Here is a 24,857-nt window from a genome sequence, read left to right on the forward strand (position 1 = left end):
TAAATACTATTCTGCAGGAAGCAAAGATAATACAGTGATTCTGGAGAAAGAGGCTGGCAGCCGTAAATTCGAGGTTATTGATCGTATTTCAGATAAAGAATTAAGTCAGTCAATGTACCTTGATAACACTTGGTGCCTGCCCGGTGTGTTCGGTCGACGACTATTAGTCAATCCAGGGGTTGAATGCGCAGGGAGTCCTTCTTTTAGTGATGAAACAGTCGTTTATCGATATAATGTTTTATTAGATGGAGAAGCAAAAGCAAAAAACTTTGATGTCAAAATTAAAGGATTAGGTGGTATGGATACTGGCCATCGTTTACATGTCAAAAAAAAATATTGATGATCTTATGTTTTATGAAAAATGGGGATGTTAGCTTAACACAGAATCCTATTGAAGCAACTAAATATGACAAGCTTTTTGCCGACAAAGATATTTTTGTTTCTGAATCTGAGCGTGTCTTTACTGATCAGTCTGATATCGGAGCGAGTGGATCTATACTTACCAAAAATGAAAAGCTTGCTATCAGGCGCTGGACGGCAATTGACGATGAAATTGATATTAAATCTTTTAGTGATGGCATGAGACAATTAAAGACAATTGGAGTGAGTGATAAGAATTATGAACTCAATATGAAACTGGACCATCCTGGAACTCTTAATGAGGATGAAAGGAATATGGTCAGAATTCTCGATTCAGCATTAAACAAATTACCCTCCCAACATGGAGATTTCGTCAGAATTTCAGAATATAGTGAAAGCATTACACCATGGGACGTTAATATAAGACCGAAAGATATAGTGACTAATTATCCTCGCTATATGAGTGTGTCCTCAACAACCGATTATCTTGAGCAGGGAGGTGTTAGCCCTTTACCGACGAAGACTTATGTTTATTACAAATTCGAAGATACGGAATCATCAAAGCCTCTGCTAAAAGGAGCTGCATCTCTTAATGAAGACCTGGAGAACCTTTACCAGCGTGATATGACTTTTGAGGTTAAACATATTGCGATTTCTGATGCAGTAACCCCTGAATTTGATACTCCTTTTGTACCCAGGAGGATAGTCGTTGTCCTTAAAGAGGCCCCACTTCCTGCAGACAGAATCGCGAAGAATATACATACCGGAGAAGAGGTCATGATCCTGATGTGATTTTCGCCAGAGTTTCAACATGGTCTGGATGCGTTTCAGACCATGAATAGACTCAGAGGTGAGATGAAACTATCTGACTGAGCGCATACGCTTTGAGCGTTTCTATTGTGGCACCACCTGCGCGACAGGCAAAGTAAGAGCGAGACCGCAGCAGCCCGGTTTTGCTCTGCATCCGCAAATGGGTATTTTCCTGACGGAGCAGGCGTGACGATACCGATTTTAAATTAATGGTCATCACGCTGACAGCTAGCTTTAGCGAATACGCTATCAGCAAATGGACCTGATCTCATTCGCCCCCCAGCTTTGCTGCAACCGAACCAAAAGCATCACGTAGCTGAGCGATCATCTGCCCGTCAAACAGCTTACGACGGTACTCCAACGGGTATCCAACGCCTGCGCTGATTTCCAGCATAAACTCTCACGTACAATTGTTGACGAAAACCAGGCGGTAATTGTAGAGACGTTGAAATCGGCAAATATGAGGAAGAATCACCATCTGGCACGAGCAACAGGCGATGCTGGATGGCGCGGATTTATCTCAAAGCTGGAATACAAAGCGACAGAAAGAGGTGTTCATGTGGTGAAACAGGATCAAGGGTTCGTCAGCCCGAAAACCTGTCACAGCTGTGATCACAAAATGCTGGAAATGGCACTGAACAAGCGTATAAGGCAATGTCCCGAATGCGGAGTTGAACATGACCACGATATCAGTGCGGCGCGCGATATCCGACAGAAGGGGATACTGGCATTACAGGCGGCGGGTTTCGTCGTCTCTGCCCATAGAGCCCAGCGTAAATCCTTCACAAAGACGGTTGCGGCCTGAGAAGTGAGAGGAAGCCTCGTCGTTTACGGCGGGGAGCAGTCACATGAGCCTTATATTCAATGCAATATGTGATTTTTGATGAAAGCATCAATGATATTCTTATAAAACACAACTGAACATAAAACTTATTTTCTCCAATTGTAAGTGTATAGGTGGGTGAGATATCTCACTGTTTATGTGTAACTCACTCCTCAGCCACATTCATCGATGGGGATTACTCTGATATCCATAAGTGATAAAAGTTAAATTTAAACTATTAAAATGAACTGGTCAGGTATGTTGTTAATTTCGACCTTACTCTTTCTTGAGTATTACCTGCCTCGTTCTCACTTGCCATCGTCTTTAAGTCTGTGTAAAGACGTAGGGACCGAACTCATTCACAAAATACGTGCAATAAAAATATGAGCAAGTGATGTAGAAAATGCTGCGGCCTGCGCGGCAGCGAGAATGGGCAGACCTTTCAGATTGTAAACTAATGATGCCAGTGCAATTATAGAGCCAGCGGTAATTAAAAAATTTAAAGAGTCAACGCAAGAATAAATCAATTTAAGAATCACTCGCTTTGATCAACATCCTTTGACAGCATCTGATTGTATAGCATGTTAAGATCAAATAGCTGTGAAGTGAATTTATCAAGTGTGCTTTCGGTGTAATTCTTATATTTTCCATCTTCTCTAAGGTTGATGTCGGCATACGTAAATGCATTAATCATTTTTTGCAGAGTGATACTTCTTTTGTCTGGCGAAAGCTGTTTGATCTGTTTCAATAAGTCATTAAGCGAACAGTGAGGTTGATATTTTTCAATATAGTTTAATACTTTATCATTAAAATTTGGATCTGATTGATCACTTTTGCTATATGACTGCAAGTGATGAATAACAGCGATACCATTGATATTAGTCATACTTATTTTCCAATTTATTAAGGGTTGCAGATAACTGGTTGCTCATATCTGTCAGTTTTCTGGCGATATCCCGCAGTACTTCGGCGCTGAGACTTTTAATTGCGTCATCTAACGATATGACATTCTCTTCAGCATGTTGCAACCATTGCTGACAGAGCGAATCACTGGGAAAGCGAATGACGTCCTTATCGCTCTCGACGGTAATATGATTATCGTCAGTATACTGATAGTTTAATGTATCAGCTCCGTCCGGCAATTTTACGGAGGAGGGAATAGTAATATAGAGAGGTTTTTGAAGACCGCACTGCTCCTGCAGTTGATGGATAATGCGGTTTACAATTATTGGATCATTTAACGATTTATTTATGGCTTTAATAACATGCTGTTGGAATTGTTCCTGACGTTGATTCTGCTTCTGCTGATATTCATCTATCATCGTCACCAGTTGGGAAAAGAACAACTGAAAACCAGCCTCGAAACCTTGTTTCTCACATTTCTTTCGCAGGTCAATAATTTGTAATTCATTTTCTGCATTAATTTCTCTACAGCGACTTAAAGTGCGTTCCAGCGCTTGAGCCATTCGCTGATAGCGAGTGCGCTCACCTGTTTTGATTATCACCTGATGGTGTAAGTCCTGGGGTAACTTATCAATAGTAATTGTGCGCATACACCAAAGCCATTCTTAGTAAATTAATATGATTTAGCGTTTTGGGGGCGGGAAACTGAGGAAGCTTCATCCCGGAAGGAAAGTGCAACAAAAAACGTTGACGAAGCGCGACAGGTAGTTCAGGGAACTGCCCAAGAATAAATGTTATGCCGAAAGAAACTGTGTCTGGGCTGGTAAATGCGTCATCCAGGGTTATCTGATGTAGTAAGGGGAGAGAGATAAATGCCAATAGACGCGGATCTGACATTATCACTGCGCCTTGTTTAGGTAGATGGTTTCTCAACAGGTAACCACCAATTAAATGGGCAGTTGCCGGGATCAGATGCCACTGAGCGATCAACTGCGATAACATAGTGTCGATGGGCTGCCATGCATTGGGTAGGTTACTGAGCTTGAGATGTTTTAATAGCCACCAGTTAATCAGCGTGCCTTCCCATATATCATCTTTCAGAAATGTTTCTGGCAAGTAGCTTTCGTGCGTATAGTACGCTGGGGCATATAAAATGGTCATTATACGCTGCTCTACTTCAATCATAATTCGATCGGCTCCTCATCCTCCTGGATTAATGTCTTTTGCTTGTTCTCTGGAGATTGAAACTTGAACTTGTATAATATATAGCCCGCCGCAAAAGCGAGGCACAGAACTAAGCCGAATATAATAGATGTCCACAGAACAGAGATAGGGGTTGATAGTTGAGTTGGGGGAGCATACTGAATCTTCGGTGCTGGAAACAGCACTACTGAAATATTATCATAGCGCACATCATTAAAACTGTTTTTGATTAATGATTTAACTTGCGAGATAAACAGGTCATCATCAATATGTCCCTCATAAGTAATAAGGACTCCCACGTGGGTTTCAGGTTTTTGATAGGTGGTATCATCGTTAAAAGGAAGGTAGCTGACATTAACGCTGACATTGGCTACCTGAGAAATCATTCGTAAAGATTGTTCAAGCCGCTGCTCTTGCAGAGAGAGAACCCGAGCCTGCTCAGAGCCAGGAGATGCCACCATAGAATTGGTTGGAAATGCTTGCGCTATTTGTACTTCAGCTGCCCAGGGCAGCTGATATTGATTAATGATGGAAAGCGCGGCCGTATCTTCCGATTTATTTACTGTGACTGTATAGCCCTCTTTGAAAGAGCCATCTTTCTGAGCCACAATATTATTTCTTTGCAGTACAGAAAGTACCTGATTAGCTTGCTGCTGAGTCAGATGAGATAATAATGTCTCATCGTGACAGGCGCAGAGTATCAAGCTAAACAATGTTACAATCAGTGGGCGCGAATGCTTATACATAATTATTGCGACTTTTCCAGTGTTTCAACCGTGCTTACGCCTTTACGCATCACCGAACTTACTAAGGAAACATAATTGCTGTATTCACCGATATAACTTTGTAGCTTAACCAGTGCCCCCGGATCGCTGGTAAATTGAGCTTGACTAAGGGTGTTAATCACATCTTTAAAATGTGAGTCCGTCGCACTGAGTTTATTGAATGTGCTGGACACCAGATTATTGAAACTTTGATCGTGAACCATGACGGATGAGTCATTCTCTGGTTCGATATTGTCTGGTGTCAGTTTGGTCAGTGCCGATAACGCATTAATTACCTGGCTCATTATTTCTCCACGTCGTTAGTTTTTATCGGAAGTTTTGAATAATAGTTGCGCCGATACTTGAATAGGCTTTAATGGTGCTACTCTGCGCATTACGGAACAACGTATACTCCTGCAGACAGGCCTGATATTTAGCCAGTTTCGTGGGATCTGAAGGGTCATTCTCCATGTCTGTAAGAGCCGATTTAAGGTTGCCCATCATAGTAACAGCGCCTGTTTCGAAATTAGCTGACACGTCACCCAAATAATAACCATCTCCAGTTGCTGATGTAGTTGCATTTAGTATGCTAGACATTTATATCTCCATGTTTTAAAGGGAAGTACCAGTGTAAAGGGTTTATGAAAAGATACCCATTTGATGAGTCAAGATATGATTTACTCTCAAGCCAGTTTTCATCCATATTAATGGAAAAGTTAATGATACGGTTGCCCCATTGCTGATTAAAAGTAGTAATAAAATTATTTAATGCAGTGAGTGAGGTATCGCTAAGGGAACCACGAATGATGAAAGCGTACCCTCCGGGTGTATTTAGCTGGCGATAATCAATGTGTAGACGCGCCAGACTCTCTTGGGCGTACTGCAACAGCTGCGCTTTTGTTTTGACGACTGTTTTAACAGTGTCAGCAAAGGGAATTTTTTGCATGGTCATGGCTATTAATTGCTGTTGTAGTTTAATTGATAACGTTTTCCAGAGCGCGATGATTGGGTGCTGCGGCTGCGTATAATCGATCTCCAATACCGGATAACCCGCATTATTTAGCTGGTCAACCACCTCGTTTTTCTCATGATAAAGTAAAACAGGAATGGCATCATGATATTTTCCCAGCCTGAAAAGCCCCTCCTGAATCCACTCCATTGTTTGATAATCGTTCGTCAGTATATAAAGATGTTTATCATTCCTCCCACGGACGATATCAAGGGGCGTAGGCGAACCGCTTAATGCGTTGTTCAGGTTCAAGATTTGGTGATCTCTCTCTGATATTTTATATAACATAATTGCTGAGACCAGTAGCACGATGAACAGCGTTATCGAACATACAACCAAGATATAATGCTTTTTAAGATTATGATTACGCTTTACTGCCTGTTGGCTGTCACCTGCACTCAATTCAGGATTAAGTACAAAGTTCTTGATATCCTCCGACCACTCGTCATCGTCTGCCTTAATAGCGAATCGGATGTGTTCATACACAAACACTTCGTTTATGCGTAGCAGTGTTGAATGACACTCTGTCTCATTCAGTATGTCGACATTATAGCTACTATTAGATTTGCCCTCCTCCTCTTCCTCTATGGGGGCGGAGAGACGTAAAACAAGATTTGGTGAAGGTGTATTACCAGGGATATAGAGCGTGTTATGTGTATAGCTGACAGCATGCTCACCGACAAAATTAAGCATATTATCGGCGTCGACATCCTGCAGAGTTAATGCAGGGGTAATAATTAAAAAATAATCGCCTACTGGAAGATGCAATTCACAGCCGAACATGGGGCCAAAAAGAATCTTCAGAGTGTACGCTTTTGGCTCATCTGGGATAGGCTTAGTATCGTTTATTTCATTCATATCACTATTTTATATTTAGGCTGCGAAGTTTTTATCTTAAGGCAGTTAATGATGATAAATTTAAATATTATAAAAAGTCTGTGTTAATCGACATGGTTATCTATTATTATAATTAAGCTTCAAAGTATTTCCCCTAATTTTAACCAGCATGTCGCTTCAAAGGTTTTGCTATTTGTCATCAATGGAAAATAGTGGAATCTGTTCGGCGAATCATGACTATGAATTATAAAAAAAGCGATGTGTTTCGTGATTCCGTTTATTAATCGTATAAAAATCTCAATAGTTACGTTTAATTCTGTTAGTGTTGATAATCACCAGATCACATTTTTTCTCTTGCTAGCATATACCAGTGATGACTCTGACCAATATGTGATTCTGGGGAGAGTGATGTGGCGTACTTTTAAGCTCTAATTTATTTTTCAGACGTGCCGGACCTGATTCTTTGGTATCCGCACCCACCACTTTTTCACTACTTCTGTAATCTATGCGAACGTAATTTCGGTGCACACCTTCAAGTCAGAGTGCCGACTAAAACATTCTGTTCCGGCATCGAATGTATTTTACCGGTACTCACACAGAAAACCCTCATTAGCACCGCTAATAGCGGTTTTTTTTGCCCCGGCATTTGCAAGGACGCCAGGAGTCGGGTTCGCCGCTTGCAGTTGGCCAGAAATACCGATTAACGCATGATCTCAATATGTTGCGGTGCCGTGTGGCTGATTCGGCGCCTGACTTATTAATCGTCATAGGGGAGTGCCCCATACTGAATGACGCCAAACTGGAGCTTCAGGTTTACGCCGGTACTGGCGCTCATCCCGGCTATGCACTGATCCGACAGCAGACCAAGCTCATACCACTGTGCCTGCCGGACAACAGGTGAATGCAACAGGCCGGATGGCGCGTGCTCGGCCCTTTTTGAAGTGCAGTACGTGTTGGTTTGATGCTTGAAGTGAAGATCGCAGTGGGCCACGGAAATATCGATATGCGGGGCGATAGGTTGAAAGCCTGCAGCACTTAACCGCAAGAACAGGTAAAAATGACTGATGATATTGCCACGTTTATCGCGGTGTCATTGACGTGCAATATCAGTTTGGTGATGAGCGGAAGTTAATGGGGAAAGGTGTAAGACCGAGTTTAAATTAAGCCAATGCGCGAATTTCACCCAGAAAGAGTACTGTGTTGTATTATGCCATAAAAAATATATTGGTTTATTAATTATTTCTGGTTTATTAATTAAACCAATGCTCGAATATTACGAAGAGGGCGTAATGCATTATATTATTTCGCATCTAATGTATTGTCTGTTTATTATGATCTTTGCCCCATTATTAATAGAGAATATAAGCAATTTAATATTAATTTGTTTATCTAGCGTATAAGAAGGATGAAGGAATATCATATAGCGTTTAGTTTGAAGGAAGTTTGTAATTTTGCTATTAGCTAAGTAGTACCTGCGATTTGCTTAGGAGCGATATTAATGTCTGTTAGCGATATTAAGCATAATCTTAAAAGAGTTGTCTGTCAGCGCAATGATGATGTTGGACTAATTACCCAACAATTGAAGGTAAATGGTGAGGTTAGTGAGATAAATAACGCCGTGCTATTTGCCAGGCCATTGACGGTTGACTCTGCAATTACCTTCACCCCTGTTCAGGGGAGCAACATGAGCATGTTGGAAAAAGAGAGTATTCGACAGCCTTTTTTATTAGCTACTCTGGATAGAGTGGACGTATCTTTTTGTGGTGAGTGGTCGGTTGAAATTATTACTATATCGCAGGTGAGTACGCTCTTTTCTTTCCTCGATTTTCAATCCGATCAAAAAAGCACTCTTCTTGTTAAATCTTCCGGTGATGATGCCTGTACACCAGAATTTCACAATGATCGCAACATAATTATAACACTCAAGCAGGAAAATAAGACTTTTATGGATATGCTTATTTATTCTAAGCTTTATTCAAAAAATGCCCAATTAGAGGGTTTGTTTTCATTTGTAAGAAGCCAGGAAAGTTACTGGATTTCACACTTTTTATTATCTCAGATAATGAATGATTTTAAAGAGAGTGACACAACTAAAATATACAATGCCAGTAAAGTTTATGGTGTCTCAGAGTCCTACTTTAGAAAACTCTGCCAGCAAGCCTTTACCAGAGGGCCGAAGAAGCAATTACGCCTTTGGCGCGCTGCCAATAGCGTATTACAATTGATCGATAAAGAAAGTTCGATATCCACTATTGCGGGAAATAACGGTTACGCTTCGTCATCTCACTTTTCCAGTGAGATAAAAGCTTTTTTTGGTATGACACCTAGAGAATTTAAAAAACTGGATTTTTTATTTCATGAATAATTTTTTGGCGAAAGTTATTAATTGTCAGATACTCTTTCTGGGGTTATGTATGCTGTTACCCTCGTCCGCTTTAGCTGACGCGTCACTCCATGACAATGAAAATATTTATGTTGCTAAGGATAACAGTGTTCAGCAGCTCTTCTTTGTTATTGGCGGTGAGCTGCATAAGCCCTTTATTGTTAGCAGTAAGGCGGCGGAAAAGCAGGTATCTGGTAATTTTGATCTCAGTAAACCTGCAGCGCTATTCGAAATGGTGGCTACGCGTACTGGGTTGATATGGTATGACGATGGCAGTGCTATATATGTATATGATGCCAGTGAGATACAAAGTAGCATCGTACGATTGATGTATGCACCGTTTGATGCGCTTTTAGGTTATTTAAAATCAACTGGTTTGTATGATAAACGCTTTCCGGTGAGATCTGATTCTGATGGTGATTCAGGTTCATTTTATGTCTCTGGACCGCCAGTTTATGTCCAATTGGTGCAAGCGGCAGCTAAGTATATGGATGCAACCTACGCGCGTCCGGAATCTGGTGAGACCACTATTCGAGTTATTAAACTCAAAAATACGTTTGTGAACGATCGTAAGTATACTCAGCGTGGTAAAACTATCACGATACCCGGTGTCGCTACGGTACTGAATCAATTAATTGGCCATGCCAACGGTCAAAATAATGAACCGGCGGACGCGACGATCAGTGTTGATGATGATACGCGTGGTGCAATAGAGGAGACCGACGCCGCGCCGCGGAGTGATAGCTTTCCATTTTTGTCCTCACTAAATCAGGCACCTGTAGCAAAAAAATCTTTCGAAAAAAATAACGCTTCTGATCAGTCGATTAATATCGTCGGCTATTCAGACACCAACAGTTTGTTGGTAGAGGGTTCAGAACGGCAGGTTAGTTTTGTTGAAGATCTTGTAAGAGCCATTGATGTTCCTAAGAGACAGATTCAGTTATCACTGTGGATTATCGATATTTCAAAGGAAGATATTAACGAACTGGGGATTAAATGGCAGGGAGCAGCAAAGATTAGCAACAACGGTGTAACGTTTAATACCAGCTCGCTGACACCAGAAAACAGCATTCATTTTCTGGCAGACATATCCGCACTTGCCCAAAAAGGTAATGCTCAAATAGTTTCAAGACCAGAAATTCTTACCCAGGATAATGTGCCAGCCCTGTTTGATAACAACAGTAGTTTCTATGCCAAACTGTTAGCAGAGCGTACTGCATCGCTCAAGACAATAACTTATGGCACGATGATAAGCGTTCTGCCACGTTTAGCAGAGGACCAGCACGAAATTGAAATGATCCTCAATATTCAAGATGGCGGCCTTGAACAAAATAACAGTGGGGATACGCAAGATGTTGACCAACTTCCTGTAGTGAGCAACACCCAAATAAGCACAGAAGCCCGCGTACCCAATAATTACAGTCTTTTGGTTGGCGGTTATAGTCGCGATGAGGATGAGCATCACGATTTTGGGATACCTGGACTCCGTGATATTCCTTACCTGGGACGATTGTTTAATTATAGTTACACCAGCCATCAAAAGATGGTACGTGTTTTTCTTATCCAGCCTAAGTTACTGAGAAACGATGATACATGGAACGATACTAATGAATCGAATCCAGTATTAGGTCGTACAGTGAGTGGTGGGTTAGTAACCTTAAAGTCAACGGTTGCTATGCTACGAAGCGCTATAGGGATAAATAAAGAAAGAGACAGTTATGGACATCCGTCGAATTGAAGGTATCGATTATCGACAAAGAGTTTTCATGTCAGAAAGCTATAAGGAACAACCTGCGACGGATGCTGAAGAAAATGTTCAGTCACTCAATTTGCTGGAGGAGATGCTCAGCTCCAGTAATGAAATGGCGGAACTACTTTCCGAATTTGGACGCTCTGGAAAGTTAGGGCGTAAAAATAACGATACTGACAACGACTTTGTTTCGTCGATGGTTGACGATCAAGCCGATGAAAAATTAATTACACTGATACAAGAGGTGGCTAAACTTAAGCTTACTACTTTAAATAACTTATTAAACTGTGCTCGTAGATATTTTATTAATGATAGTGATTTGATACTGGCGCTGCGAGAAATGTTGCTCAGTCGAATGCTTTCGGAGTTGAAAAAAAAGAAAATAAGAGAAGCTATTGCTGATTTAGAGAAGTTTAGCGATATAAGAAAAATGAGGTCAGGTATAAATGTTGGGCGTTCGGCCAGACGTTTCAGCGATAAATCACTCAGTGCGCATGATCTGCGAAACAGTTATCTTAATTTCCTGGAGCAGGAGAGGCCTGCAGGATTTATCTATAAGGAAATAATAGATGATTATGGCTTTGAGAACAGAACCCGTTTGTTGGCCTTTTTTTTATCAGCTTTAGTGGCTGATATTAAGTCCAATCAACCGGGAATTCAATATTCAGAGTTTGGGCCACTTAGCGCCAAACTTACTGATGCACGTACTCTTCACACACTGGATCTACTTTTAAATGAAAAATTTTCCAAATTTCCCTTTCGCGATCAGATGAGAAATAAGGATGTAATGCTGGTTGATGCGGATATTGTTGGACTTTACATTTATGGATTATTAGATTTAGTTAAATTTAAATCCATGCTGGATTCTTTTAGTAAAAATTTCATGTCCTTTTTACTGGTTAAACATCGTGGTACGGTAATACAATCGCTGCGTAGTATTTTTAGTTTAACCCCTGAATTTCTTTTTATCGACTCATACTATTATGAGGCTACGATAGAACATCTTGCTTTTATACTGCTAAAAATACATGAAAAAGAGAGGCGTGTAGGTATCTGGAATGAAAAATATGAGCAGCACTCTTAGTCGGTGTAAAGGTTTAAATAATGATTAATGAACTTGCACTACAAATTCGCAAAAGACCTGAACTCATTATTTTGTGCATAATGATAATGGTGGTTGTGATGTTGATAATCCCATTGCCAACATATGTGGTTGATTTTCTTATTGGCCTCAATCTGACAATGGCATTACTCATTTTTCTTGGCTCTTTCTATATTTCCAGAGTGCTGGACTTTTCGACCTTTCCATCAATATTATTGATTACTACCGTTTTTCGTCTTGCTATCTCTATTAGTACTAGTCGCTTGGTTCTGACAAATGCGGATGCGGGAGAGATAATTTCGAGTTTCGGTAAATTCGTTATTTCCGGTAATATAGTAGTCGGCTTTGTAATTTTCTTTATCGTCACCATTGTGCAATTTATTGTTATTACTAAAGGATCCGAGCGTATAGCGGAGGTAGCTGCGCGTTTTTCCCTGGATGCGATGCCGGGTAAGCAAATGAGCATCGATGCTGATCTTAAGGCTGGTGTAATTGATGAAAAAGAATTAAGAAAAAGACGAAGTGATCTTGAAGCCGAAAGTCAGTTATATGGTGCTCTTGATGGAGCAATGAAATTCATTAAAGGCGATGCCATTGCTGGAATCATAATAATTTTTGTAAACCTCATAGGTGGTATTTCTATTGGTGTGTTTCAACATGGAATGGATGTTTCTCAAGCCATGTCAGTTTTTACAATATTGACCATTGGAGATGCGCTGGTAGCTCAAATTCCAGCATTATTGATTTCTATCAGTGGCGGACTTATTGTCACCCGGGTTAATAACAGTGAGAATAGAAATCTTGGTGCTAAAATTTTGCAGGATATGTTTTCAAATAAATTTATTCTTTTGATTACAGCTGTTTTAGCGATTGCAATGGGTTTGCTGCCTGGTTTTCCACTTCCGGTTTTTGTTTTGCTTGCTGCAATTTTATTAGGCATTTTCGTTCATGACAAGATGAAGCAGAAGAAAGAGAGTGATTCAGAGTCAATACCAAGGGGAGATGATGGAAAAGAACAGCCTACGCCGAAAAGTAAACCTGTAATGATTGACGGTGAGTATATCCCTGAGACGATACCTCTCATTATTACCGCCTGGCAAGGATATGAAAGTTATTTCAATAAGAACAACCTATGTTCACTACTTAAGCGAAACTTTTTTATTGAATATGGAGTGCGTTTACCTGATATTCTGATGAATTATGATCCGCAAATGGAACGTGGAAAGCTTAATATTGCGATCAATGAAATTAAAGTAGCTTCTTACGACGTCTTACCCGGCATGTGTAAGATATTGATGCGTGGTGATGAATTACAGAACATTGATGACAGTGTACAAAAGATTGATGCGGCTCATGGTGTGACGTATTGGATTCCAGAAGAACGTAGTGAAATTGCGCACGATCTAGGATATTTTTCCCGGCCGGCAATTGATGAGTTCTACTTTTGTTTTTCCACACTGTTGGTGCATAATATTTGTGAATTTTTTGGTATTCAGGAAAGCAAAACTCTGCTTGACGATTTAGAAAGAAAATATCCCGAGCTGCTTAAAGAATGTTTCAGGAATAATACAGTTCAGCGTATTACTGAGGTATTCCAACGACTCCTTCAGGAGAGGATATCTATTCGTAATATGCGTTTGATACTTGAAGCATTGGTTCAGTGGGCACCGAAAGAAAAAGATCCAATTATGTTAGTAGAGCATGTTCGAGGTGTTTTATCTCGTTATATATCTAATCGTTTTTCTTCTAATGGACTTATTCGCACGCTTGTCATGTCACATGAAATGGAGGAGCTTATTCGCAGTGGGGTAAGGCAAACGTCCAATGGTACTTTCATAAATATTTCTCCACCTGAAACTGAAGATATTTTAAAGAGTTTGGAAAACTGTATTAAAAAAAATGGCGTCAATGCTCGAGACATTATTCTAATGGTATCATTAGATATTCGTAGATTTGTAAAAAAAATTATTGAAGTCAGCTATCCGGAAATGGAGGTTCTTTCCTATGGAGACATATCCTCCGGTGTGAGTGTAGATGTCATTGCTTCTTTATAAATTAAATAAGGCATAAAAAATGAAATACGATATAGTAGAGCTTATCTCAGAATCGCTAAAAAAACTTGGTATGGATAATATTATAGATGAAGAGATAAGTAATCATTCTACTATCGCACTCAACATGAAAAATGATATTCCAACTATATATATTAGCAATACCGATGACGAAGTCTGGGTCTGGGCGCAACTTATGGAAAATATACCAACCATATTATCTTATAATAGTGCAAATTTAATTCCCCTGATAATGGAACATGATGAAAATTATTTCTATGTTGGTCAACCATGCTTATATCCTATTAATGGGTTTATTGAGCTACGTGCTCAGATAAAAGATAATCATCTGCAATCTGCAGATGATTTCTTACTTATACTGGATCGCTATCTGGATATACTGCAGAGCTATCGTTTAGCACTCGTTTAATTACAGAGGCTGCCTTCATGATTAAGCAATGTCTGTTGCATCTCGCTCATCCGTTACGCATTCAGGGAAATGTAATTGAGGCACATTTGCCCGGGGCGCGAATAGGCGAGATTTGCGAGATTCAAAAATCCTTACAGGAACCTAAATCAATTGGCTTTGCTTTAGTCATAGGTTTTAACAAAGAGCATACGTTGTTAAGTTTGCTAAATGATAATCATGGACTCTCTCGTGAAAATATTTTATTACCAACAGGAAAACCCTTTTGTATAAATGTTCAGGAAAATATAGCTGGAGCTATTATTGATTCAGCTGGAAATATCAAGGGGCGATTAGATAATATTGAGCAGCCGCGGTTGAATGCTGCAATAACTTTAGATGTTAACGGAACGCCTCGTGATTTCACACATCGCAAACCTATCACAGAAATCATGGCCACTGGCGTTAGAGCTATTGATGGTCTGCTGACCTGCGGTCAGGGTCAACGAATGGGTATTCTGGCTGCAGCAGGCTGCGGTAAAACCTCCTTAATGAGCATGATAATTGATCACTCTGAAGTGGATATCTATGTTATAGGTCTGATTGGTGAGCGTGGTCGTGAAGTCTCTGAATTCGTGGATATTCTGAGACGATCCCCGCGGTGCTCGCAAATTATTTTGGTGTACGCTACCTCAGATCGACCCTGTATTGAGCGCTGCAATGCGGCACAAGTGGCCACTACGATAGCCGAATTCTTCAGTGACCAGGGTAAAAATGTTTTACTTTTTATCGACTCTATTACCCGTTATGCAAGGGCGCTGCGTGATGTAGCACTGAGCATGGGGGAACTCCCTGCTCGCCGGGGTTATCCGGCTTCGGTTTTTGAAGCATTACCTAAGCTACTGGAACGCGCAGGGCGTTTTTCAACTGGTTCGATCACCGCCTTCTATACTGTACTGATTGAAAACGAAGAAGAGGCAGACGTCATTGGTGAAGAGGTGTGTTCAATTCTTGATGGTCATATTTATCTTAATAAAAAACTAGCAGCAAAAGGACATTACCCAGCTATTGACGTAATGCAAAGCATTAGTCGCGTATTTTCAAAGATAACTATGCCACAGCATCAGCAAATGGCTGCACATTTCCGAGACTATCTTGCCCGCCAAAAAGAGATGCAGTTATTTGTAGATCTTGGCGAATATCATCGGGGAGAGAATCCAGATAATGACACAGCGTTTGACCACAGGGAGCAGATGGAAGCATTTCTTAAGCAAGCTATGTCTGAAAAAACCGACATATTAGCCTGTCTGGAGGGTTTAAATGGAAGTTTGGCGTAAAGGGCAGGCGTATGTGCTCATGCTGGATCGCAAGCAGTGCTTATTGCAGAACAGTTTAGCTAAATCCGAAAATCAGCTAACTCAAGTCAAGCGAATGATAGCGCTACATTTGCAGGAGATCGAGGATATTAATCAACAGATAAAAGCTTGTATGGATTTAGGTTTACTTAGCCGGGAGTATATTTATAAGAGCATAAGAGAACAAGGTATTTTTTTAACAAAAAAACAACTTATATCCAATAAAATTACTCAGTTAGAAAGTGAGAAATATGAGCTTGAACAACAAATTCAACAAAGTAATACCTCTATATTCTCTCTGAAAAAAAAAATCACAAGTTGACTGACTCTTTGAATAAAAAAAGAATTAATTATATTCGCCGCGGCGATAACAATGCTGAAAATGAAATTCAGGATATAGCTAATTATGTTAAGACAACTATCTGATACAACTGTAAAAACATCAAAAAACACATTAGATAGCGTGGTGGATAATAATTCATCATTAGATCATTATGTATCGTCGAAATGGAGTGATAAGCAAAAAAGAAAGAAATGCACTGTAGAAAATGCACTTCCTCGCGTAATCCTTCCTCAAGAGTTACTGATGCAGCTTGATAAATATCATGCTGCAAATAGTGGCTTGCATAAAAATGAAGATAAGGTGGAGAAACAATCTATTCTCATTTCAGATGCCATATTCTGCGCCAGCACCAGAACCAGTTTGTCTGATAAAGGTAATCATCTGCACCACCAATCCATCCTGCTAATGACAAAGAATACCGTGTCAACCAATCATAATAGAGTGATAAAGCATGCATCCGCAATGAATTATAAAGTTAAGCCAGAGCATGCTACAGCGGGGGGGAGTAACGCAGTGCCAGAGCATCGTGCTACAGCGGCGGCGAGTAACGCAGTGCCTGAGCATGCTATAGCGCGAGGGAGTGACGCAGTGCCAGGGCATCGTGCTACAGCGGCGGCGAGTAACGCAGTGCCAGAGCATGCTATCCCGCGACGGGGTAACGCAGCCTCAGAGCACGTTACTGCGGGGGGCAATAACACATCGCCAGAGCCTGCTGAAGCGCGGGGGAGTAACGCAGTTACAGCAGCGGGTTATAACGCAACGGCAGAGCATATATCAGCAGAGAAACCTAAAGCGATAACACCTTCAGAATTTGCAGCACTCAACGGAAAGATCGTATTACCTCAGGCTAAAAATCAAGCGAGTCGGCAGTCATATGATAAAGAGGTAGTTGGAGAGGCGGCTGTCGGGTTTCAGACTGGCACAAAGCTGCAGACGTTTTCATCCCACATGAATGAGAATGATCGAGCGAAAAGTAAAAACGACTCTACGACTTTGCAGAAACTGAAGGTACAGATTTATTCGACCAGGCCGACGGTTAAGCCAGATAGCGAGAGGAAAACGCTAGAAGTAGATTACGTATTTCAACGTTGGTCAGGTTCACCATCGGTCAAAGTATCTGTGCCGACCCAACCCTTGCACGATGCAAATATCACGCTATTGCCGTCTGACACCCATGCAGCAGATATCCTACTTCGCAATATGGATCATTTGAAGGGGCCAGTGCCGGAGCTTTTGCCGCCACGTATGGCGGGAGATGAAAAGCAACAGCAGAATCAGCAGCAAAACCATCCACAGCAGGATGAGGAGATAGAATGAGTTTGCGAGATTATTTGCGCCTGAGAAGCAATAGACGGCAAGCATTGACACAGTTATGTGCATGCTATCCGGGCAGCGAGATCGCGAAGCTTGATCCTGCAATACGCTATCTACATTTGCAATTAGGTGACGAGCAAGGCCGCTCGGTGCTGGCATGGTTCAACGTGGATGATTGGTTAGAAAAGATGGGTATTCATCTTCCCGAAATCCCTTGGTTCGAAGTTCCTCTTAGTTATCTGATTCGTTGGTTAAAGAGTTTTCAGATTAGTTTTCTGGTTAACCAAACAGATTGGCAAGTGACGCAAATAGCGGAGTGTATTCAGCCCCTGCCGGAAGAAGTGCTTATGCTGCCTGCCGATCCCTGTCCGCTGTTTTGTATTGACTGGCCTCAGGGACATACAGGTGTGCAGTTCGGACCGATGATTACAGTCTGGCATATACCATTCCGACTGCAGGTGATTCTTGGTTACAGCCAAATTAAATTGTCCCAACTGACAGATTTAGCCCCCGGGGATTTGTTATTGATCACCCAGATGTTCACGCATTTAGCAATTGGACAATGTCGTCTTTATGAAGTGAGTTATGGCCTTAACCAGGAGATTATTGTGGGAAATGAGTTAACAAAAGATCATGAAGTATATCAAGAAGGAGAAACGTTGAACGATTGGGGATGTTTACCTGTAAACATTGAATTCGTACTGGATAGCCGCACTGTTACTTTGTCCGAATTGGACGAGATCAAAGCAGGTACTTCACTGATATTAAGTCATGATGCCGAAAAGAAAATCGCAATTTATTTGAATAAAAGACTTTTTGCTAGTGGAGAGCTAGTGGTACTTGAAAATGGCCCCCTTGCCGTAGAGATTAATCGGGTCAATCCAGGGCTCATTGAAGAGGCAGAATAGTTCAATGTATAGTAATGATATCTCGTTAATGCTCGTTTTGTCGTTCTTTATTTTGCTGCCTTTCTTTATCGCTGGGGGTACCTGTTTTATTAAATTTTCCATCGTACTGGTAATGGTTCGTAATGCCCTGGGAATTCAACAGGTTCCTTCAACATTAACCCTGAATGGAATTGCGCTAATTTTGAGTGCCTTTGTTATGATGCCTGTATGCCAACGAATATCTAGTTATATTGAGTCAAACCATATTGACTTTAATAATGGTGCCTCCGTTGAGCAGCTCTTAAATCAAGGTTTAGGGGGATATCGTGATTATTTGGTACGCTATTCAGATCACAATCTCATTCGCTATTTTAATCAGATCCAGCAACAGCGAAATAATACACCAATACCCGAAATAAAAGATAGTGCGTTAGCGAATTTGCCACTAATGACGCTTATGCCTGCCTACGCATTAAGCGAAATGCAAAGCGCATTCAAAATTGCTTTTTACCTTTACGTACCCTTTGTGGTAATTGATATGGTGGTCTCCAGTATATTACTGGCTCTGGGTATGATGATGATGAGTCCGGTTACGATCTCTATTCCCATTAAACTTATTTTATTCGTGGCAATGAATGGCTGGACTTTATTAACAAAAGGAATGATCTCACAGTACACAGATCTAATGACATCATGAATAGTGTTCTTTTTATAAGTAATTCTGCACTGCTTATCGTTTTAAAGTTAACGGCAGTCCCTATTGGTTTTGCTACTCTTGTTGGCGTTATTGTCGGTCTGTTCCAGACAGTCATGCAAATTCAGGAACAAACGTTACCATTTGGTTTGAAGATGCTGGCAGTATTTGCCAGTATATTTATGTTAATCGAATGGTTCTCTGCCGAAATGATGAATTTCGCCACACAGTCTTTCTATATGGCATTTCATTAATACGGAATAAATATGCATTATTTAGCATCTTATTTTTATTTTCAGCATAGTGTCTTGATTTTTGTTTTGGCCTATACACGGCTATCAATTGCATTTTATATGTTGCCAGTGTTAGGACGGCAAGTTTTATCAAATTTCCTTATCAAAAACATGCTCATTTCCTTGACAATTATTGGCCTGTGGCCATGTATTAGAACCGTAATGATAGTAGAACAGAGCTGTATTATTCTTCTTACTAAAGAATGCATTATTGGGCTAATGTTAGCGATGACGCTATGTATTCCTTTTTGGGTCGTTATGGGGTTCGGTGAGATAATGGATAATCAACGCGGTGCGACTATCAGCGATAGTATTGATCCAGTAAATGGGAGTCAAAGTTCGATATTATCTGGCTTTTTTAACTTCACGCTTGGCGCAATTTTTTTTTCAAGTGGTGGTATGAAGAGAGTAATAGCAGTTATGAGCCAAAGCTATCATGTATTTCCAATTGGTAGTTCTTTAGGCCTCATTCACTGGGCACTGGTTGGACGAATATTACAGATGCTTATGCAAAACAGTATCCTTCTGGCAGCCCCGGTCATGTTATCAATGATGCTTTCAGAAATTTTACTCGGTGTATTCTCACGCTATTGTCCTCAACTAAATGCGTTTTCTTTGTCCTTAACCATAAAAAGTTTTATCGTTTTTTTTATTTTTATTTACTATGGTTTTGATGCTTTTTCTGAGAAAACCCTCCAGATGTTTTCCTTGTCAGCTTTTCAGCAGTTCATCTTCTGAGAAAGAATTCTATGGCGGAAAAAACAGAAAAACCAACTAGTAAACGACGAAAAGACTCGGCGAAAAAAGGTCAAACATTCAAAAGTAAAGATTTGATTACCACCCTTATTTTGCTAATCGGTATTTATTTTCTTACACACTTCTTAAGCTTAGAAAGCTTTGTCTCATTTTATACCATGCTTCTGCGCTGCAACACGCAAGTGAGTATGAATGCTTTTTTACTTAAATTGACTCATATTTTTATTCTTCTTTCGCTGCCATTCATTTCTCTGTGTGTATTAGTGGGATTCACCAGCACACTGCTACAGACGAGATTTTCTGTTGCGACGGAAGTCATTAAATTGAACTTTAAAGCGCTAAATTTTGTTGAAGGCATAAAGAAAATTTTCAGCATCCGTACCGTTAAAGAGTTGGTGAGATCGCTCTGTTATCTCCTTATCTTTGTCTTAACGTGCTACAGCCTATTTCATCTATATCTCAAACAGATACTAGTCCTCTATCGCACAAATATTAGTGGTCTAATTAACTGTTGGATGTTATTGGCAGAAAAAACCGTATTTTTGTTCATCGGATGGTCGATCTTATTGACACTGGCGGACATTATCGCTGAATACTTCCTTCATTTTAAAGATATCAAAATGGAAAAACATGAAGTCAAGCAAGAGCATAAAGAGCTTGAGGGCAATCCCCAGATTAAAAGTGCCAGACGACAGTCTCATCTGGAAATTCTTTCCGTTGAAGAAATGACCGCCGTTAGAAACTCCGAAGTGATTTTGGCGAACCCTACGCATATTGCTATCGCAATCTATTTCAATCCAGACATAGCAGCGCTGCCATTCATTGCTCTGCGTTGCAGCAATATGAAAGCGAAAGCTGCAATTGCTTATGCGGAAAAAATGGGTATACCTGTCGTCCGTAATATTTTATTGACTAGAAGAATTTATAAATATTATCAACAGTTTAACTTCATTTCTGTAAACGATGACGCGCTAATTGATGTGATGAAAATACTTATATGGTTAAAGCAAGTTGAAGTTGCTGGCATGACGGAAATAGCGCCTCCTGAAGAGAGTGATAATGTTTCTCCCCAGGAGAGCTCTGAAGAGATATCTAACGGCAGTTAAGAGCGAGTGATGTACGGTTTTTTTGTATTAACTTTCGGGACGGAACCCTATGATGCCAGTGTCTTCTTCACTGTTATCGTTCGGGTTAACTATTTTTTATATTTTTTATGAGCTAGCTGAGAGGTCTAGATGGCTGATAAGAATGAGTCTTTTTTTGAAGAAAAATTTCAGAGTGGTGAAGATGTTGATGCATATTCTGAAAATCTACTGGATGCCATTAATAATGGAGCTACCTTAAAGGATATTCAAGGTGTTCCCAATAAAACTATGCAAGATGTTTATAATCTGGCTTATAGTTTTTATCATACTGGTAAGCTGGATGATGCAGAGTCACTGTTTCGTTTTCTTTGTGTTTATGATTTTTATAATTATGAATATGTCATCGGTTTAGCGGCAGTACATCAACTGAAAAAAAATTACGCGAAGGCAATTGATTTTTACGCACTCGCCTATTCATTATCAGATGATGATTACCGACCAATGTTTTATGCGGGCCAATGTAACCTAATGCTGCGCCAATCAGTTCAAGCGAGAAAGTGCTTTGATATTGTACTGGAGCGGTGCAGCGACAAATTATTATGTCAGAAGGCAAAAGCTTATCTCTCCGCGCTTGATAAATTAAAAAGAGAGAAGGAAGCGAGTTGTGTAAAAACAGATATAAATGAGGATTAATCATGAATGTACGGATAAATAGCTTCGTAAATACCCTGGAGATCGCGAAAACTAATCATGTTGATGCTGGTAATGCAGAATTAAAAAAACAGGCTGCTCAGGCTAAGCGTATTGATAATGGAAATTACAGGACTCATCCTCAGCTAAACAAAGTCAAAAATGCTCTTCAGACCCTTGAACCAGAACAGTTGCTAAAAGTATTAGAGAATACTCGGCAAGCCCTAAGTGGTAATGGTACAACGACAAAAATCGATGTTCAGGATACACCTCAGCTTAAGGAACCGCAAAAAAGTAATACACAAGCAGTGACAAGCAGCGAGGAAGATCAACTTACAAGTTGTGCGATGCTAACGGAATTACTTGGAAAAGTTAATGCACTTAGCTCAGATTCATCGATCACTAGCCTGATAACGAGGCTGAAAGGCTATACCAGTATGATGAATGGAGCGAAAGAGGCCTACTCATCATTGGTGGATCAGCTTGAGCAACAAGGCAAGAAGTGGGCCAGCGCTAGTGATGCATGTAATCAAGCTAAGAAAGAAGCCGGTCAACTGTCCAAAGATGTGACTGACAATCAGTCGAAACTAAAAGAAGCGCAACAAACGCTCGACAACCTGAAAGCCAAAGCCGCAGGTAAAAATCCTGTTCCATCTGATTTGCAGAATCAAATAAATAAAGCACAAGCCGCAGTAGTTCAAGCCCAGACAGGTTTAGAGACTGCTAAAAATAACAGCAAAACTTTTATAGATAAAACATTGAACCCGGCGATCGATGCGCTTAATAGCTCAAAACTAGCGCTGGATGCAACTATATCTGAGTCGAATTCACTTATTAACAGCCTCACGATCCAGCAGCATAACGTAATTGAAACTCAATTTAAGCAGAATAATAATCAAGCGTCGTCCTTAGAGTATCTGATGGCAGTAATGTCGCAGCTCATTGATAAAAGTGCCAGTGAGGATCTCAAGGCATCCTCTGCATTGAAGCAGGAGTTAGCTAAATCTTCTGCGAAAGATGCCGAGAAAAAGGCCAAAGAATTTGACGAGAAGCAGCGAAAAGCCGAAGAGATGCAAAAGACTATGGGCTGCATAGGCAAAGTAGCCGGCTGGGTTATTACCGTAGTGAGCGTTGCTGCGGCGGTGTTCACTGGAGGCGCTAGTCTGGCATTGGCTGCCGTTGGGTTAGCGCTGATGGCCGCGGACGAAATTGATCAGGCTGTTACCGGTCATTCGTTTATGTCCGATGGAATGCAAGCGGTAATGAATAATGTGGTTAAACCCTTGGCGGATAAAATAGCAGGAAAAATCACCGCATTTCTGGAAGATTGTCATGTACCCAAAGATTCTGCTGAAATGATAGGGCGTGTTGTCGGTACGGTTACAGCAGCGGTGGCGGTTATCGCCGCCGTAGTTGTAGCATGTCTGACCGTACGTTCGGCTGCTTCTACCGCGATTGAGTCTTTAGCATCAAGTCTAAGCTGTGAAGCTGCTGAGGAGGCCGCTGACGTCGTGGCAACAGAGGCGGCTGAGAATGTCGCACAAACGGCCACTGAAAACGCAGCCAAAAATACCATGCAGCGAATTGTAAATAGCACGCTAGTCAAGTGCCTTCGTCAAGGAATGGGGCGCACATTGGACTTCGATGAGACGACGGTAGAGCAGGTAGCTAATCGTACCGAAACAGCAGTGACTGTTTCTCAAGCGGTAAATTCTAGTCTGAATGTAGGAGTCAATATTATAGCAAGTCAGATGATGGTGGATGCAGCCATGATTAAAGCGAAGCTAATGAAAGATATTGAGCTACAACAGTTGATCAATGAAATGATGAGCCGGTCTATTGACATGTTTACGCACCAAATACAAGCGGTCAATCAAATTACTAAAAACATGTCCTCCGCTGCACAAAATCAAATGCGAACTGATAAATATATTACCCGGAAGATGGGGCACATAGCCATGTAAGAGTCTGATAGCTGTTTATTATATATCAATTAATACGAGGAAAAATAATCATGCAGATTGTTAATAACAATATTAAATTCAGCGGTGTATCACTAGCTGATGTGAGCAATAATACAGCGAAGGTTAATCAGCGTGAAGACACGCCGGTTAAAGCTCTGGCGGCTGATACTACTACACCCGAGGCATGCACATATCTCTTTGCTATGCAAAAGGCGACGTGGGAACCCGGAAAATCATCAAATCCTGCTAATTCATCATCGATAAAAATAAGTAACAATCCATCTGCGAATCATGTTCCTAACAACTCTGAGCATTCATCATATATCAACATGATTGGATCAGAAGAAATGATAGATGCCGAGAATATTTTTACGATTGTTTCGCAAAATATTGAACGCACGCAGATGTTACAGAGTGCAGAGGACTCTACTCGTGCCTATGATGCCGCAGGTCGCGCCGGTAACAAAATGATCAGTTCTGCTCAGGATAATTTAACGGGTGTGATCAGTGGCGGTGTCGTGAATATAGGTGCAACAGGCTTAGGCTCCTATAAATCGATTAAAGCCTTGAATGAAGAATCTGGTTCGATAGAGCGAAACCTTGGTCCTGCAAGAACGCTTAAAACGGGTGTGGCAAACAACGAACACGTGATTGATAGTAGTCCTGGCGAGAATATGACATTGTCACCCACTACCCGGTCAGTTATGAGCCAGAGCCATGCAGATGATATTGATCAGAGCATATCCATGGAGCATGCCCATAACAAAATACAGATCGAAACAAACAAGGCTCGCATCAAAGCTGACGCTCTCATGCAAGGAGGTAAACTCGGTCAAGGTTTAATGGAGTCAGGATTCAATGTCTCTGCGGCAGGTGAGCAGAAACAGGCTGAATTGGCGCGAGCTGACCGTGAAGTTAACAATGCACTGGCCGATGTGCAGACTCAAATTGCGAAGAGAGCTGCTGAAGCCAGAGCGACAATGAATAATGCTATTGATAGTGCATTAAATAACAATTCCGCCGCGATCTCCGGTATGGCAGATCGCACCTAAGGTTTAAAGAACATTTATCTGCG

At 40.9% G+C, this 24,857-nt stretch carries 26 protein-coding genes and 2 pseudogenes; 20 read left to right on the plus strand and 8 right to left on the minus strand.

Translation table 11 applies throughout. The features are described 5' to 3' along the window. Positions 1 to 34: 34 nt before the first annotated feature. Positions 35 to 340: a hypothetical protein gene (locus tag BM191_RS14715; protein ID WP_092879477.1), complete on the plus strand. Its 306-nt coding sequence runs from the start codon at positions 35 to 37 to the stop codon at positions 338 to 340. 14 nt (positions 341 to 354) lie between these two features. Continuing rightward, a complete protein-coding gene (locus tag BM191_RS14720) occupies positions 355 to 1,152 on the plus strand; it encodes a hypothetical protein (protein WP_143088844.1) in 798 nt (265 codons plus the stop codon). Positions 1,153 to 1,204: 52 nt separating this feature from the next. On the opposite strand, the pseudogene BM191_RS14725 reads toward BM191_RS14720, so the two are convergent. Next, positions 1,205 to 1,537: pseudogene (locus BM191_RS14725) on the minus strand (transposase); the annotation flags it as partial. Between BM191_RS14725 and BM191_RS14730 the strand changes: the two are divergent. Continuing rightward, positions 1,511 to 1,975 (plus strand): annotated as a pseudogene (locus BM191_RS14730) (RNA-guided endonuclease InsQ/TnpB family protein); the annotation flags it as partial. The pseudogenes BM191_RS14725 and BM191_RS14730 overlap by 27 nt on opposite strands. Positions 1,976 to 2,528: 553 nt before the next feature. Here BM191_RS14730 and BM191_RS14740 read toward each other — a convergent pair. From BM191_RS14740 to BM191_RS14770, 7 genes are read right to left on the minus strand one after another with little or no spacing between them, the layout of a single operon-like run. Beyond that, positions 2,529 to 2,879 carry a hypothetical protein gene (locus BM191_RS14740; RefSeq protein WP_092879486.1) on the minus strand — a complete coding sequence of 117 codons (351 nt, stop codon included), beginning with the start codon at positions 2,877 to 2,879 and terminating at the stop codon, positions 2,529 to 2,531. Then, the gene (locus BM191_RS14745; RefSeq protein WP_092879488.1) at positions 2,872 to 3,546 is read right to left on the minus strand and encodes a type III secretion protein; all 675 of its coding nucleotides are present in this window, start codon (positions 3,544 to 3,546) and stop codon (positions 2,872 to 2,874) included. The genes BM191_RS14740 and BM191_RS14745 overlap by 8 nt, the downstream gene beginning before the upstream one ends. Beyond that, complete coding sequence (locus BM191_RS14750) at positions 3,527 to 4,081, minus strand: type III secretion protein (protein ID WP_092879490.1); 555 nt, start codon at positions 4,079 to 4,081, stop codon at positions 3,527 to 3,529. Before BM191_RS14750 ends, BM191_RS14745 begins: the two co-directional genes overlap by 20 nt. Further along, positions 4,078 to 4,845, minus strand: coding sequence for a type III secretion system inner membrane ring lipoprotein SctJ (gene sctJ / locus BM191_RS14755; protein ID WP_092879492.1), 768 nt, complete (start codon positions 4,843 to 4,845; stop codon positions 4,078 to 4,080). The genes BM191_RS14750 and sctJ overlap by 4 nt, the downstream gene beginning before the upstream one ends. 2 nt (positions 4,846 to 4,847) lie before the next feature. Then, positions 4,848 to 5,168, minus strand: a complete 321-nt coding sequence (sctI, locus tag BM191_RS14760; protein WP_092879494.1) for a type III secretion system inner rod subunit SctI — start codon at positions 5,166 to 5,168, stop codon at positions 4,848 to 4,850. A 22-nt stretch (positions 5,169 to 5,190) separates the two neighbouring features. Continuing rightward, positions 5,191 to 5,460, minus strand: a complete 270-nt coding sequence (sctF, locus tag BM191_RS14765) for a type III secretion system needle filament subunit SctF (RefSeq protein ID WP_092879497.1) — start codon at positions 5,458 to 5,460, stop codon at positions 5,191 to 5,193. Then, positions 5,453 to 6,730 (minus strand): PrgH/EprH family type III secretion apparatus protein, encoded by a 1,278-nt coding sequence (locus BM191_RS14770; protein ID WP_092879501.1) that lies wholly within the window; start codon positions 6,728 to 6,730, stop codon positions 5,453 to 5,455. The genes sctF and BM191_RS14770 overlap by 8 nt, the downstream gene beginning before the upstream one ends. 712 nt (positions 6,731 to 7,442) lie before the next feature. Here BM191_RS14770 and BM191_RS16855 point away from each other — a divergent pair. From BM191_RS16855 to BM191_RS14855, 17 genes are all read left to right on the plus strand, one after another. Continuing rightward, positions 7,443 to 7,610: a hypothetical protein gene (locus BM191_RS16855; RefSeq protein ID WP_177203356.1), complete on the plus strand. Its 168-nt coding sequence runs from the start codon at positions 7,443 to 7,445 to the stop codon at positions 7,608 to 7,610. Between the two features lie 597 nt (positions 7,611 to 8,207). Beyond that, positions 8,208 to 9,074: a helix-turn-helix domain-containing protein gene (locus BM191_RS14780; RefSeq protein ID WP_092879505.1), complete on the plus strand. Its 867-nt coding sequence runs from the start codon at positions 8,208 to 8,210 to the stop codon at positions 9,072 to 9,074. A gap of 49 nt (positions 9,075 to 9,123) precedes the next feature. Next, the gene (gene sctC / locus BM191_RS14785) at positions 9,124 to 10,830 is read left to right on the plus strand and encodes a type III secretion system outer membrane ring subunit SctC (RefSeq protein WP_230479611.1); all 1,707 of its coding nucleotides are present in this window, start codon (positions 9,124 to 9,126) and stop codon (positions 10,828 to 10,830) included. Further along, positions 10,811 to 11,926, plus strand: coding sequence for a type III secretion system gatekeeper subunit SctW (sctW, locus tag BM191_RS14790; RefSeq protein WP_092879509.1), 1,116 nt, complete (start codon positions 10,811 to 10,813; stop codon positions 11,924 to 11,926). Before sctC ends, sctW begins: the two co-directional genes overlap by 20 nt. A gap of 20 nt (positions 11,927 to 11,946) precedes the next feature. Beyond that, positions 11,947 to 13,998, plus strand: coding sequence for an EscV/YscV/HrcV family type III secretion system export apparatus protein (locus BM191_RS14795; protein WP_092879513.1), 2,052 nt, complete (start codon positions 11,947 to 11,949; stop codon positions 13,996 to 13,998). 19 nt (positions 13,999 to 14,017) lie between these two features. Beyond that, a complete protein-coding gene (locus BM191_RS14800) occupies positions 14,018 to 14,425 on the plus strand; it encodes an InvB/SpaK family type III secretion system chaperone (protein ID WP_092879515.1) in 408 nt (135 codons plus the stop codon). Between the two features lie 17 nt (positions 14,426 to 14,442). Then, entirely contained in the window at positions 14,443 to 15,738 is a 1,296-nt protein-coding gene (gene sctN, locus BM191_RS14805) for a type III secretion system ATPase SctN (protein WP_092879518.1), read from the plus strand. Continuing rightward, positions 15,722 to 16,078, plus strand: a complete 357-nt coding sequence (locus BM191_RS14810; RefSeq protein ID WP_230479609.1) for a type III secretion system protein — start codon at positions 15,722 to 15,724, stop codon at positions 16,076 to 16,078. The genes sctN and BM191_RS14810 overlap by 17 nt, the downstream gene beginning before the upstream one ends. A 264-nt stretch (positions 16,079 to 16,342) precedes the next feature. Continuing rightward, positions 16,343 to 17,416: a SpaN/EivJ family type III secretion system needle length determinant gene (locus tag BM191_RS14815; RefSeq protein WP_143088845.1), complete on the plus strand. Its 1,074-nt coding sequence runs from the start codon at positions 16,343 to 16,345 to the stop codon at positions 17,414 to 17,416. Continuing rightward, on the plus strand, positions 17,413 to 18,321 hold the full coding sequence (locus BM191_RS14820; RefSeq protein ID WP_092879523.1) for a FliM/FliN family flagellar motor switch protein: 909 nt from the start codon (positions 17,413 to 17,415) through the stop codon (positions 18,319 to 18,321). The genes BM191_RS14815 and BM191_RS14820 overlap by 4 nt, the downstream gene beginning before the upstream one ends. A gap of 4 nt (positions 18,322 to 18,325) precedes the next feature. Further along, positions 18,326 to 18,997, plus strand: a complete 672-nt coding sequence (locus BM191_RS14825; RefSeq protein WP_092879525.1) for an EscR/YscR/HrcR family type III secretion system export apparatus protein — start codon at positions 18,326 to 18,328, stop codon at positions 18,995 to 18,997. Continuing rightward, positions 18,994 to 19,248 (plus strand): type III secretion system export apparatus subunit SctS, encoded by a 255-nt coding sequence (gene sctS / locus BM191_RS14830; RefSeq protein WP_092879528.1) that lies wholly within the window; start codon positions 18,994 to 18,996, stop codon positions 19,246 to 19,248. Before BM191_RS14825 ends, sctS begins: the two co-directional genes overlap by 4 nt. 12 nt (positions 19,249 to 19,260) lie before the next feature. Next, a complete protein-coding gene (gene sctT, locus BM191_RS14835) occupies positions 19,261 to 20,025 on the plus strand; it encodes a type III secretion system export apparatus subunit SctT (RefSeq protein WP_092879530.1) in 765 nt (254 codons plus the stop codon). A gap of 11 nt (positions 20,026 to 20,036) precedes the next feature. Continuing rightward, positions 20,037 to 21,149 (plus strand): EscU/YscU/HrcU family type III secretion system export apparatus switch protein, encoded by a 1,113-nt coding sequence (locus tag BM191_RS14840; protein WP_092879532.1) that lies wholly within the window; start codon positions 20,037 to 20,039, stop codon positions 21,147 to 21,149. Positions 21,150 to 21,278: 129 nt separating this feature from the next. Next, the gene (gene sicA / locus BM191_RS14845; protein ID WP_092879534.1) at positions 21,279 to 21,821 is read left to right on the plus strand and encodes a type III secretion system translocator chaperone SicA; all 543 of its coding nucleotides are present in this window, start codon (positions 21,279 to 21,281) and stop codon (positions 21,819 to 21,821) included. 2 nt (positions 21,822 to 21,823) lie between these two features. Continuing rightward, a complete protein-coding gene (gene sctE / locus BM191_RS14850) occupies positions 21,824 to 23,782 on the plus strand; it encodes a type III secretion system translocon subunit SctE (protein WP_092879536.1) in 1,959 nt (652 codons plus the stop codon). Positions 23,783 to 23,832: 50 nt separating this feature from the next. Beyond that, on the plus strand, positions 23,833 to 24,834 hold the full coding sequence (locus tag BM191_RS14855; RefSeq protein ID WP_092879538.1) for an IpaC/SipC family type III secretion system effector: 1,002 nt from the start codon (positions 23,833 to 23,835) through the stop codon (positions 24,832 to 24,834). Positions 24,835 to 24,857 lie beyond the last annotated feature (23 nt).

Origin of the sequence: Izhakiella capsodis (assembly GCF_900115045.1) — a bacterium.
GTDB classification, from domain to species: domain Bacteria; phylum Pseudomonadota; class Gammaproteobacteria; order Enterobacterales; family Enterobacteriaceae; genus Izhakiella; species Izhakiella capsodis.